General features: G+C 70.5%; 11 protein-coding genes. 7 read left to right on the top strand and 4 right to left on the bottom strand.

Going from position 1 to position 12,355, the window contains the following annotated elements; genetic code table 11:
- Nucleotides 1–16: 16 nt before the first annotated feature.
- A complete protein-coding gene (locus tag AB0M99_RS02190; RefSeq protein WP_365916611.1) occupies nt 17–538 on the bottom strand; it encodes a GtrA family protein in 522 nt (173 codons plus the stop codon).
- A 231-nt stretch (nt 539–769) separates the two neighbouring features.
- Here AB0M99_RS02190 and AB0M99_RS02185 point away from each other — a divergent pair, with 231 nt between their 5' ends.
- The 4 genes from AB0M99_RS02185 to AB0M99_RS02170 all read left to right on the top strand — a co-directional run bounded on the left by AB0M99_RS02185 (nt 770) and on the right by AB0M99_RS02170 (nt 4,863).
- Nucleotides 770–1,888 (top strand): 5-(carboxyamino)imidazole ribonucleotide synthase, encoded by a 1,119-nt coding sequence (locus AB0M99_RS02185; RefSeq protein WP_365916898.1) that lies wholly within the window; start codon nt 770–772, stop codon nt 1,886–1,888.
- A 32-nt stretch (nt 1,889–1,920) separates the two neighbouring features.
- Nucleotides 1,921–2,418 carry a 5-(carboxyamino)imidazole ribonucleotide mutase gene (gene purE, locus AB0M99_RS02180; RefSeq protein ID WP_365916897.1) on the top strand — a complete coding sequence of 166 codons (498 nt, stop codon included), beginning with the start codon at nt 1,921–1,923 and terminating at the stop codon, nt 2,416–2,418.
- Nucleotides 2,415–3,605, top strand: coding sequence for a dipeptidase (locus AB0M99_RS02175; protein WP_365916609.1), 1,191 nt, complete (start codon nt 2,415–2,417; stop codon nt 3,603–3,605). Before purE ends, AB0M99_RS02175 begins: the two co-directional genes overlap by 4 nt.
- A gap of 169 nt (nt 3,606–3,774) precedes the next feature.
- Nucleotides 3,775–4,863, top strand: a complete 1,089-nt coding sequence (locus tag AB0M99_RS02170) for a membrane dipeptidase (RefSeq protein ID WP_365916607.1) — start codon at nt 3,775–3,777, stop codon at nt 4,861–4,863.
- A gap of 6 nt (nt 4,864–4,869) precedes the next feature.
- Here AB0M99_RS02170 and AB0M99_RS02165 read toward each other — a convergent pair whose 3' ends face one another.
- Both AB0M99_RS02165 and AB0M99_RS02160 read right to left on the bottom strand, forming a co-directional pair.
- Nucleotides 4,870–6,159 carry a glycosyltransferase family 87 protein gene (locus AB0M99_RS02165; RefSeq protein WP_365916605.1) on the bottom strand — a complete coding sequence of 430 codons (1,290 nt, stop codon included), beginning with the start codon at nt 6,157–6,159 and terminating at the stop codon, nt 4,870–4,872.
- A gap of 99 nt (nt 6,160–6,258) precedes the next feature.
- Nucleotides 6,259–7,602 (bottom strand): UDP-glucose/GDP-mannose dehydrogenase family protein, encoded by a 1,344-nt coding sequence (locus AB0M99_RS02160; protein WP_365916603.1) that lies wholly within the window; start codon nt 7,600–7,602, stop codon nt 6,259–6,261.
- A 194-nt stretch (nt 7,603–7,796) separates the two neighbouring features.
- Here AB0M99_RS02160 and AB0M99_RS02155 point away from each other — a divergent pair, with 194 nt between their 5' ends.
- From AB0M99_RS02155 to AB0M99_RS02145, 3 genes are all read left to right on the top strand, one after another.
- Nucleotides 7,797–8,954 (top strand): acyl-CoA dehydrogenase family protein, encoded by a 1,158-nt coding sequence (locus tag AB0M99_RS02155; protein WP_365916601.1) that lies wholly within the window; start codon nt 7,797–7,799, stop codon nt 8,952–8,954.
- A 109-nt stretch (nt 8,955–9,063) separates the two neighbouring features.
- Entirely contained in the window at nt 9,064–10,146 is a 1,083-nt protein-coding gene (locus AB0M99_RS02150) for an NDP-sugar synthase (protein WP_365916599.1), read from the top strand.
- Nucleotides 10,147–10,171: 25 nt separating this feature from the next.
- Nucleotides 10,172–10,975, top strand: a complete 804-nt coding sequence (locus AB0M99_RS02145; RefSeq protein ID WP_365916597.1) for a polyprenol monophosphomannose synthase — start codon at nt 10,172–10,174, stop codon at nt 10,973–10,975.
- A gap of 80 nt (nt 10,976–11,055) precedes the next feature.
- Here AB0M99_RS02145 and AB0M99_RS02140 read toward each other — a convergent pair whose 3' ends face one another.
- Entirely contained in the window at nt 11,056–12,201 is a 1,146-nt protein-coding gene (locus tag AB0M99_RS02140) for an acyltransferase (RefSeq protein ID WP_365916595.1), read from the bottom strand.
- Between the last annotated feature and the right edge of the window lie 154 nt (nt 12,202–12,355).

Here is a 12,355-nt window from a genome sequence, read left to right as displayed (position 1 = left end):
CGGGAGTCGGGGGGAGTCAGTTGTTCGCGGGCTCGGGGGCGCGGGAAGCGCTCTGGCCGTCGCGCTGCTCGACGACCAGCGAGGCCGGAGCGGGCGCGGGCAGGGCCTTGAAGACCCAGCTCCGGTAGGACCAGAAGCGGAAGACGGTGGCGATGCCGATGCCGGCGAACTTGAAGAAGTTGCTGGCGAGCGGGCCGTCCCAGCCGAAGCCGTAGGTGGCCGAGTACAGCACGCCGTTCTCGATGATCAGGCCGATCGCGCTGAACAGGGCGAAGAGGGTCAGCTCGCGGGTCCGGCCGGTCTGGTTGGCCCGGTCCCGGTAGGCGAAGTAGCGGAAGCCGAGGTAGTTCGTGGCGATGGCCACGACGGTGGCTATGACGCTCGCCCGGACGACCTGCAGGTCCGTCGTGTTGCGGATCAGGTTGAAGACGCCCAGGTTGACCAGCACGCCGATCCCGCCGACGGCCCCGAACTTGGCGACCTCTCGTGCGAGGCCGCGTACGCGGTCGAGGGCAGATCCGTTCTTCGGCACGCTCATGTGATTGGTCAGTCCCTGTCCGTTGTCGCCCCGCTGGAGGCGTCTGGGGTCGTCCGTCAACCCGTCCATGTTAAGTGTCGCCCCGGTGGTCCGTCTGTGCCTTCGGGCCCCGTGCGACGCACGGCACACCCGTACGTCCTACGGGCGCACCGATCGGTACGGGCCAGGGGCGTGTCCGGATGGCGGAATACCGGCGGATACCCTGGAGGAGTGACGTTCCCGGTAGTCGGCATGGTCGGCGGCGGACAGCTCGCCCGCATGACCCACGAGGCGGGTATCCCCCTCGGCATCAGATTCAAGATCCTCAGTGACACCCCACAGGACTCGGCGGCCCAGGTCGTGAGCGACGTCGTCATCGGCGACTATCGCGATCTGGAGACCCTGCGCGCCTTCGCGCGCGGGTGCGACGTGATCACCTTCGATCACGAGCACGTGCCCACCGAACACCTCCGGGCCCTGGAAGCGGACGGCATCCCCGTCCGCCCAGGGCCCGACGCGTTGGTGCACGCCCAGGACAAGGGGGTGATGCGCGCCAAGCTCGACGAGATCGGTGCGCCGAGCCCCCGCCACCGGATCGTGAGCGATCCGGCGGACGCGGCGGCCTTCGCGGACGAGGTGGGCGGCTTCCCGGTCATCCTCAAGACGGTGCGCGGCGGGTACGACGGCAAGGGCGTGTGGTTCGTGCGCACGCCCGAGGACGCGGAGGCCCCCTTCAAGGCGGGCGTCCCGGTCCTCGCGGAGGAGAAGGTCGAGTACGTCCGCGAACTCGCGGCCAACATCGTCCGCTCCCCGCACGGCCAGGCCGTGGCGTACCCGGTCGTGGAGTCCGTCCAGGTCGACGGGGTCTGCGACACGGTGATCGCCCCCGCCCCGAACCTCTCCGAGGAGCTGGCGGGCGAGGCCCAGGCCCTGGCCCTGCGCATCGCCAAGGAGCTCGGCGTGACCGGCCACCTGGCCGTGGAGCTCTTCGAGACCACCGACGGCCGCATCCTGGTCAACGAACTGGCGATGCGCCCGCACAACAGCGGCCACTGGACCCAGGACGGTGCCGTCACCTCCCAGTTCGCCAACCACGTCCGCGCGGTCCTGGACCTCCCCCTGGGCGACCCGCGCCCCCGCGCCCGCTGGACGGTCATGGCGAACGTGCTGGGCGGGGACTACCCCGACATGTACGCGGCGTACCTGCACTGCATGGCGCACGACCCGCAGGTGAAGATCCACATGTACGGCAAGGACGTGAAACACGGCCGCAAGGTCGGCCACGTCAACACCTACGGCGACGACCTCGACGATGTGCTGGAGCGCGCACGTCACGCCGCCGACTACCTCAGAGGAACGATCACCGAGTGAGCACCCAGAGCAACCCCCTCATCGGCATCGTCATGGGCTCCGACTCGGACTGGCCGGTCATGGAGGCCGCCGCCCAGGCCCTGGACGAGTTCGAGATCCCCTACGAGGTCGACGTGGTCTCCGCGCACCGGATGCCGCGCGAGATGATCGCGTACGGGGAGCAGGCCGCCGAGCGCGGTCTGAAGGCGGTCATCGCCGGCGCCGGCGGGGCGGCCCACCTGCCCGGCATGCTCGCGTCGGTCACCCCGCTGCCGGTCATCGGCGTACCCGTGCCCCTGAAGTACCTCGACGGCATGGACTCGCTGCTGTCGATCGTCCAGATGCCCGCCGGGGTTCCCGTCGCCACCGTCTCCGTCGCGGGTGCCCGCAACGCGGGCCTGCTGGCCGTACGGATGCTGGCCGCGCACGACACCGAGCTGCTGGCCCGGATGCGGGAGTTCCAGCAGGAGCTCAATGACCAGGCCACCGAGAAGGGCAAGCGGCTGCGTACGAAGGTCGCCGGCCAGGAGTCCTTCGGGTTCGGCAAGTGAGCGCGGCGCAGCGCCTGGACGAGGCGCGTGAGCTGCTGGCCGAGCACCCGGTCGTCGACGGCCACAACGACCTGCCCTGGGCGCTGCGCAAGCAGGTCCGCTACGACCTCGACCGGCGGGACATCGCCGGCGACCAGTCGGAGCACCTGCACACCGACATCCCCCGGCTGCGGGCCGGCGGCGTCGGCGCACAGTTCTGGTCGGTGTACGTCAGCACCGAGCTGACCGGCGACGAGGCGGTCAGCGCCACGCTGGAGCAGATGGACGCGGTCGACCAGCTGATCGGCCGTTACCCCGGCGACCTGGTGCGGGCGCTGACGGCGGACGACATGGAGGCGGCCCGCGCCGACGGCCGGATCGCCTCGCTGATGGGCGCCGAGGGCGGGCACTCCATCAACAACTCGCTCGCCACGCTGCGCGCCCTGCACCGCCTCGGCGTGCGGTACATGACGCTCACGCACAACGACACCATCGACTGGGCGGACTCGGCGACCGACGAGCCCCGGCACGGGGGCCTGACGGACTTCGGCCGCGCGGTCGTGCGCGAGATGAACCGCATCGGCATGCTGGTCGACCTCTCGCACGTCGCCGCGACGACGATGCGGGACGCCATCGCCACCTCGGCCGCGCCGGTGATCTTCTCGCACTCCTCCGCGCGGGCGGTCTGCGACCACCCGCGCAACATCCCGGACGACGTGCTGGCGCTGCTGCCGGCCAACGGCGGGGTGGCGATGGCCACCTTCGTGCCGAAGTTCATCCTCCCGGCGGCGGTCGAGTGGACGCTGGCCGCGGACGAGAACCTGCGCGCACACGGCCTGCACCACCTCGACACCACCTCCGAGGCGATGGCCCTGCACCGGGCCTTCGAGGCGGGGCGCCCGCGTCCGGTGGCCACGGCCGCCACGGTGGCCGACCACCTGGACCACATGCGCGAGGTGGCCGGCGTCGACCACATCGGCATCGGCGGGGACTACGACGGCACGGCCTTCACCCCGTCCGGGCTGGACGACGTGGCCGGGTACCCGAACCTGATCGCAGAGCTGCTGACCCGCGGCTGGTCCAAGGCCGACCTGTCCAAGCTGACCTGGTCGAACGCGGTACGGGCGCTGCGCGACGCCGAAGCGGTGGCGCGCGCGGAGTCGGCGTCCCGCGGTCCCTCGAACGCCGTCCTGGACGCGGCGCCGTAGGCCCCGCGCGCTGCTCCCCCGTGTTCCGCCCGGCGGTGCGGCGACGGGTGTGACCTGCCGGTTACACCCGAACGCCACACCTGCCGGGCGGCTCACACGTCCCACATGTCACGGTGGCAACATCTTCCCTGCTTCTCTCCCCGCTGCCGCCGAGACCGGAGCGATTGCCATGGCCGACCTGCAGGATGAACCGCAAACGAGCCCCGTGACCCCCGTGGGACCCGGATCCCTCGGAGCCGAGGACACCCCCGTCGCGGTGGTGGCCGGAGCGCTGGAGCGGGCCGCCGCCCTGCTGTCCGTGCATCCTGTCGCGGACGGGTGCAACACCCTCGTCTGGACCCTGCGCCAGAGCCCGTACCACGACATCGACACCCCGGACGTGGGCGTCGACACCGACATCCCGCGGCTGCGCGCCGGGGGAGTGGGCGCCCAGTTCTGGTCGCTGCTCGTGCCGCCGGGCCGGCCGCGCGAGGCCGCGGCCGGCGACCAGGTGGTGTCCGACACCCTCGAACAGATCGACGTGGCGCGGGCCCTGGTGCGCCGCTACCCCGACAGCCTGTGCCTCGCGCTGAGCGCCGACGACCTGGCCGACGCCCGCAACCGGGGCCGGATCGCCTCGTTCCTCGGGCCCGTGCCCGGCTGCACGCTGACCGACTCGCTGGGCGCGCTGCGCGCCTTCCACGCACTGGGCGTACGGATCCTGGCGCCCGCGGGAGCCCCCTGGGCGGACGAGGGCCTGACGGCCTTCGGCCACGAGGTGGTCCGCGAGACGAACCGGCTGGCGATGCTGCTGGACCTCACCGGCTGCCGGCCCGTGGTGGCCTGCCAGCTCGCCGGGGCCTCCAAGGCGCCGGTGATCATCTCGCACACGGCGGCCGCGGCGCTCAACCCGCATCCGGACAACGCGACCGACGATGTCCTGCTCGCGCTGCGGGAGGGCAACGGCCTGGCGATGGTCACCTTCGACACCGCGCGGACCGGGGACTCCCTGCACGCGGTGGCGGACCACCTGGACCACGTACGGGCCGTCGCGGGTCCGACCTGCGTGGGCCTGGGCGCCGGCTTCGGCGCCGAGCCGGGCGTCCCCCGGCCGACGGGTCTGACCGATCCCTCGGGCTACCCGAAGCTGGTCGCGGAGCTGCTGGAGCGCGGCTGGCCGGAGACCGACCTGGCCCTGCTCACCTGGGGCAACGCACAAAGGGTGCTGCGCGACGCGGAATTCACGGCCCGCGCCGCACAGCACCGAAGGGCGAACTGAGCCCGCTCAGAGAGCGGGGGCCGCCGGGAGGGGCGAGACGCTCGCCTTCCACAGGCGGACGCCGGACCACACCGCGGCGACCAGCAGCAGCCCGTTGCGGGCGCACATCAGGAAGGTGCCGAAGGCGGTGCCGGCCAGGATGTCCGAGTCGTAGACCAGCGGGTAGATGACCGTGCTCAGCCCGGAGACCACGACCAGCAGCCACGCGATCGGACGCTGGGTGGTGTGCCGGGAGGTCAGGCAGACCGCGGCGAGGCCGAGCAGCCAGATCATGTACTGCGGGCTGATGACGCGGCTGGTGACCGTGAACAGCAGGATGGCGCAGAGCGCGGCGTCCGCCGGCGTCGCGGTCGTCCAGCGCTTGGCCTTCACGCGCCACAGCAGCAGCCACAGGAAGCCGATGACCGTCAGGGCGAGGGAGAGCCGCGCGACGCTGGAGACGTAGGGGCCGACGTACTCGAAGGCGCCGTACTGGTACTTGACCCTGCCGGGCCAGATGTCGACGAGCTTGCCGAACATCAGCGCGGAGCCGCCGAGCGACTCGATCTGGACCCCGCGGTCGCCCTGGTTGCCCAGGAAGCCGAGGGTGTCGCGGAAGAAGGCCGCGAAGACGGCGAACAGCGCGACGGCCGCCAGCACGGCCGACACGACGGCCTCACGGGTGCTCTTGCCCCGCGGGGTGCCGAGCAGGACGAGCAGCGGCCACACCTTCACCATGGCGCCGACGCCGGCGAGCGCCCCGCCGAGCTTCGTGCGGTACCGCAGGCAGAGCAGCGAGGCGACGGCCAGCAGGGTGACCTGGAGGTCGTAGCGCGCGAAGGGCAGCCCCAGCAGCAGCGGCAGCGCGCCCAGCCACAGCGCCACGCCGGCCATGCTCCCGTCGGGCCGCCGGGCGGCGCGGAAGAGACCGAAGGCGATCAGGGCGTCGCAGAGCACGGTGAGTGCGACGAAGCCCTGGAAGTAGCTCAGGAAGGGGAGCAGCTTCGGCGACAGGAAGATCGCCGCGGCGCCGGGCGGGTACTGCCACATGACGTCGTTGTGCGGCATCGTCCACGTCACGAGCACGTCGAACCAGTTGTGGTACGTGTTCGTGATCTCGGTGCGGACGCTGTTGCCGCGGAACGGCGTCACGAGCAGCACGAGCATCGCGGCCCGGGTGGCCAGCCAGAAGGCCGCCATGCCCAGCATTCCGGCGCGCCCGCGCAGTGCTGCGTCGAAGGATCCCCGGCCGTTGCCGGGGGCCGCCCCCGGCGCTGGTGCGGTGGCGGTCGTCGGGAGGCTGCGTGTGCTGGTCATCGGTCGTTAGTCTACCTATTCATTCTTTTGCCGGACCCCGGCAGCAGCCGCCGGGAAGACCCCCAGGTCAGGCGCGCGTGCACCTGCTCCGGGCCCGAATCAGGCGCGCGGCCGACCCATCGCGCGGTACGTCCAGCCCGCCTCGCGCCAGCGGGAGGGGTCGAGGGCGTTGCGGCCGTCGAGGATCAGGCGGTCCGTCACCACCGTGCCCAGCTCCGCCGGGTCGAGGTCGCGGAACTCGCGCCACTCGGTGAGGTGCAGGACGACCTCCGCGCCGCGGGCCGCCTCCAGGGCGGAGTCCGCGTAGCCGAGCGTCGGGAAGACGCGGCGGGCGTTGTCCATGCCCTTCGGGTCGTAGACCGTCACCTGGCCGCCCTGGAGGTGGATCTGCCCGGCCACGTTCAGCGCGGGGGAGTCGCGCACGTCGTCGGAGTCCGGCTTGAAGGTGGCGCCGAGGACCGCGACCCGCTTGCCGAGGAACGAGCCGCCGACCGCGTCGCGGGCCAGCTCGACCATGTGGCCGCGGCGGCGCATGTTGATGGAGTCGACCTCGCGCAGGAAGGTCAGCGCCTGGTCGGCGCCGAGCTCGCCGGCCCGGGCCATGAAGGCGCGGATGTCCTTCGGCAGGCAGCCGCCGCCGAAGCCGATGCCGGCCCGCAGGAACTTCGCGCCGATGCGCTCGTCGTGGCCGATGGCCTCGGCGAGCTTGACCACGTCGCCGCCGGCGGCCTCGCAGACCTCGGCCATGGCGTTGATGAAGGAGATCTTCGTCGCGAGGAAGGAGTTGGCCGCCGTCTTCACCAGTTCCGCGGTGGGGAAGTCGGTGACGATCAGGGGGGTGCCCTCGGACATCGGGGTCTCGTAGACCTCTCGCAGCAGCTTCTCGCCGCGCTCGCCCTTCACTCCGATGACGATCCGGTCCGGGTGGAGGGTGTCCTGCACGGCGAAGCCCTCGCGCAGGAACTCCGGGTTCCAGGCGAGCTCCACCTCGGCGCCCGCCGGGGACCGCTCCGCCAGCTTCGCCGCCAGCCGCTCCGCCGATCCCACCGGCACGGTGGACTTGCCGACCACGAGGACCGGGCGCGTCAGATGGGGCGCCAGGGACTCCATCGCGGAGTCCACGTAGGACATGTCACAGGCGTACTCGCCGTGCTTCTGCGGAGTGTTCACGCAGACGAAGTGCACGTCACCGAAGGCGCCGACCTCTTCCCACGAGGTCGTGAACCGCAGCCGCCCGGTGGAGCCCGGCAGTCCGGCGACGTGCGCGGCCAGCAGCTCCTCCAGCCCCGGCTCGTACATCGGCACGCGCCCGGCCGACAGCATCTCGATCTTCTCCGGCACCACGTCCAGCCCGAGCACCTCGAACCCCAGCTCCGCCATCGCGGCGGCATGCGTCGCCCCCAGATAGCCGGTGCCGATCACAGTGATCTTGAGGGGGGCCATGACTGCTCCAGATGTAGCGGGGCCGATCGCGGCCACCGAGCATAGTCGGGCCCGTCCGGGGGAAGCTCCCCACGGCCGCCCCTGCTGTCACGCAACTCACGTGCGACGTCCATGTCGCGCTCGGCGGCCGGACACTAAGCTTGGGTTACTTAACGGTAGTTAGCATCACGCATCACCCTGGGGAGTGAGAGATCTTGGCGGGTTCTGCCGACTTCGACCTGTACCGCCCGGCCGAGGAGCACGACATGCTCCGCGAGTCCGTCCGCTCGCTCGCCGAGGCGAAGATCCTGCCGTTCGCGGCGGCGGTCGACGAGGAGTCCCGCTTCCCGCAGGAGGCCCTCGACGCCCTGGTCGCCAGCGACCTGCACGCCGTCCACGTGCCCGAGACCTACGGCGGCGCCGGCGCGGACGCGCTCGCCACCGTGATCGTGATCGAGGAAGTGGCCCGCGTCTGCGCCTCCTCCTCCCTCATCCCGGCCGTGAACAAGCTCGGCTCGCTCCCGGTGATCCTCTCCGGGTCCGAGGAGCTCAAGGCCAAGTACCTCGGCCCGCTGGCCAAGGGCGACGCGATGTTCTCGTACGCCCTGTCCGAGCCCGAGGCGGGCTCCGACGCCGCCGGCATGAAGACCCGCGCCGTGCGCGACGGGGACTTCTGGGTGCTCAACGGCGTCAAGCGCTGGATCACCAACGCGGGCGTCTCCGAGTACTACACGGTCATGGCCGTGACGGACCCGGAGAAGCGCTCCAAGGGCATCAGCGCCTTCGTCGTCGAGAAGGGCGACGAGGGCGTCTCCTTCGGCGCCCCGGAGAAGAAGCTCGGCATCAAGGGCTCCCCGACGCGTGAGGTCTACCTCGACAACGTACGGATCCCCGCCGACCGCATGATCGGCGCCGAGGGCACCGGATTCGCCACCGCGATGAAGACCCTTGATCACACCCGTATCACGATTGCGGCTCAGGCACTGGGCATCGCGCAGGGTGCCCTGGACTATGCCAAGGGGTACGTCCAGGAGCGCAAGCAGTTCGGCAAGCCGATCGGTGACTTCCAGGGTGTTCAGTTCATGCTCGCGGACATGGCCATGAAGATCGAGGCCGCCCGCCAGCTGACCTACTCCGCGGCCGCCAAATCGGAGCGCGTCGACGCTGACCTCACCTTCTTCGGTGCGGCGGCCAAGTGCTTCGCCTCCGACGTGGCCATGGAGGTCACCACGGACGCCGTCCAGCTGCTCGGCGGCTACGGCTACACCCGTGACTACCCGGTGGAGCGCATGATGCGCGATGCCAAGATCACTCAGATTTACGAAGGAACGAATCAGGTTCAGCGGATCGTGATGGCCCGCAACCTGCCGTAACCGGAACGTGGCCGGAGGCGGCTGTGGTCCGCCGCCTCCGGCCTTTGCGCGTCCCCGGATGGGCTAACTTTGAACCTTCGTACGCCCGAACCGGTTGGGGAGAGAACAAATGACGGAAGCGATCCTGCTGGTCGGTGGGCAGGGGACGCGTCTGCGCCCCGTAACGGTGAACACCCCCAAGCCGATGGTCCCGGCTGCTGGTGTCCCGTTCCTCGCCCACCAGATAGCCAGGGCTGCTGCCGCCGGTGTCACGCACATCGTGATGGCCACCTGCTACCTGGCCGAGGTCTTCGAGCCGTACTTCGGCGACGGATCCGACTTCGGCCTCACCCTTGAGTACGTCGTCGAGGACGAGCCGCTCGGCACCGGCGGCGCCATCCGCAACGCCGCGCAGAGCCTGACCGGAGGCCCGGACGCCCCCGTCCTGGTCTTCAACGGCGACATCCTGACCGGCCTGGACATCGCCGGCCTGGTCGACGCCCACCGGGCGGCCGACGCCGACGTCTCCCTGCACCTGACGCGGGTCGAGGACCCGCGCGCCTTCGGCCTGGTCCCCACCGACTCCGAGGGACGGGTGCTGGCCTTCACCGAGAAGCCGCAGACCCCCGAAGAGATCATCACCGACCAGATCAACGCCGGCTGCTACGTCTTCCGCCGCAGCGTGATCGACGCCATTCCGGCCGGTCGATCGGTATCCGTCGAGCGCGAGACCTTCCCCGGTCTGCTCGCCTCCGGCGCCAAGCTGCACGGTGTCATCGACAACACCTACTGGCTCGACCTCGGCAAGCCGGAGTCTTTCGTCCAGGCTTCCGCCGATCTGGTACGCGGTGTCGTCTCCTCCCCGGCCGTCCCCGGTCCCCGCGGCGAGGCCCTGGTGCTCCCGGGTGCCCAGGTCGCTGACGGAGCGAAGCTTTCTGGCGGTACCGTTGTGGGCGCTGGTGCTCGGATCGAATCGGGCGCGGTCGTCCAGGGCTCCATCGTGCTGGACGGTGCGACCATCGGCCCGGACACGCATGTGAGCGCGAGCCTGATCGGCGCCGGCGCCTCCGTGGGATCGCGCACGGTCGTGGACGGTGCGGTCATCGGTGACGGTGCCGTCGTAGGGGCTGACAACGAACTTCGCGCAGGGGTGCGTGTGTGGTGCGAGGCCGAAGTGCCTGCCGCCGCCGTCCGCTTCTCCTCTGACCGGTGACCAACTTCAGTGAGGCAATAACCCTGTGATAGGCGCACAGCAGACTCCCCGCGAGACCGACATCGCAACCACGCAGCTTCCCGAATCCTGGGCGAGCACGCCGCTCACCGTCGTCATGCCCACGTACAACGAGGCGGGCAACCTCCCCGGCATGGTCGAGCTCCTCATGGGGCTGGACCAGCCGGGGCTGCGGCTGCTGATCGTGGACGACTCCTCGCCCGACGGCACCGGCAAGATCGCCGAGGAGCTCGCGGAGGGCTTCCTCACCAAGGACGGCAAGCCGCGCATGTCGGTCCTGCACCGCACCACGAAGGACGGCCTCGGCCGCGCCTACGCGGCGGGCATGGCCAAGGCCGTCGAGGAGGGCGCCCACTACGTGCTCCAGATGGACGCGGACGGCTCCCACCCGGCGGGCAAGATCGCCGAGATGCTGGGCGTGGCCCTGTCCACCGGCTCCGGCCTCGTCGTCGGCAGCCGCTACGTCCCCGGCGGCACCCTGTCCGACGCCTGGGGCGCGCACCGCAAGCTGCTCTCCCGCTGGGCCAACGCCTACGCGAGCACCATCCTGGGCACCCGCCTGCGCGACATCACGGGCGGCTTCAACCTGTGGAGCGCCGACGCGCTGAAGGCGATCGACCTCGCGTCGGTCGGCAGCGCCGGCTACAGCTTCCAGGTGGAGATGAAGTTCAAGGCGATGCGCCGTGCCTTCCAGGTGATGGAGGTCCCGATCCACTTCGAGGACCGCACCGTCGGCGAGTCCAAGATGAACCTCGCGGTCCAGCTGGAGTCCATCGCCATGCCGTGGAAGCTGCGCGCCCGCGTCCGCTGACCACCGCAGGACAAACGGAAGGGGCACCCCCTCGGGGGTGCCCCTTCCGTCGTTTCCGTACGGCGCCGGAGCGCCGGGCCTCAGCGCCGGCCGGGCCGCCGCTCCAGCATCCGCTTGAGGGCCGCGGAACCCGGCCGCTCCACGAACCGCACGATCAGGTACGAGGCCAGCAGCATCGCGCTCGTCATGGACAGCAGCAGCCAGTACGCCCCGACGTTGTCGGACCAGCGCTCCATCAGCTTGACGCCCACCTGCTGGTGGAGCAGGTAGAGCGGGTACGACATCGAACCGGCGACCGACAGCCAGGCCCAGTTGATCCGGTCGAGCCATCCCAGCGCCACGGCGGCCATCACGCCGTAGAACGCGGTGACAACGGCCACGCACACGGCCCAGGAGAGCTTGTCCCCGGAGCGGGTGTTCCAGGTGGCGATCTCGACCATGTAGCGCTGCATGAGCAGCCAGGACAGCGCCAGCAGGATCCACGGCTCGCCCACGCGCGCACCCTCGCGGCGGATGAGGTAGAAGCAGATGCCGGAGATGAACAGCGGCGAGTACGGGGCGTTGGCCACCGTCTCCAGCAGCGGCAGGCCGGAGGTCGGCGCCAGCAGCGAGGCGACCGTCCAGATCCAGCAGAAGTTCATCACCCTGCGGTACGTCAGCCCCTTCCAGGCGACGAACGCGAAGATCAGGTAGAACCGCGCCTCGGACCACAGGGTCCAGTAGGACGGGTCGAGCGAGGGGTTCTTCAGCGGCATCTGCACCATCGTCAGATTGGTGAGGATCTCGCTCGGGGTGGGGTGCTTGCCGCCGTAGAACTGCGCGTACGCCAGCAGCACGGCCCCGGTGGTCAGGACGCAGAACCAGTACGCCGGCCCGAGGCGGATCACGCGGCTGCGGAGGTACCCGCCGAGCGGCCGGCCCCAGGCGGACATGCAGATGACGAAGCCGCTGATCATGAAGAACAGCTCGACGCCGAGCCAGCCGTACCGGGAGGCCGTGGCCGCGAAGCCGAAGAGCTCGCCGTTGCGGCTGCCCCAGATGTCGGGGTGCAGGTAGTGGGCGCTGAGCACCACCACCGCGGCGAGGATGCGCAGGCCGTCCAGCACGCGCAGGCGCGGCTTGGCGGCCACCCGGTGCTGCTGCGCGGGGAGGGCGGTCAGGGGCGCCGCTGTCGCGCCGTCCTGCCGTCGGTCGCCGAGGACAGGCGGGGACGATGGCAAAGACATCTACGCTCCAGAGCCGGCAAGCAGGGCGGATCAGTTTTACGAAAAACACACAATGCTGTCCAGCGAGTCGCGGAACGAGTGCTTCATCTCACCCCGCGAAACGCCCGCGTTGCCCGGGCGTCACCCCCGGGCAACCGGCAACCGGCAACCACAG

It is taken from the genome of Streptomyces sp. NPDC051183 (assembly GCF_040682455.1).
Taxonomy (GTDB): Bacteria; Actinomycetota; Actinomycetes; order Streptomycetales; family Streptomycetaceae; genus Streptomyces.
The sequence above is the reverse complement of the archived record's forward strand: the minus strand, read 5'-3'. Positions and strand labels throughout refer to the sequence as shown.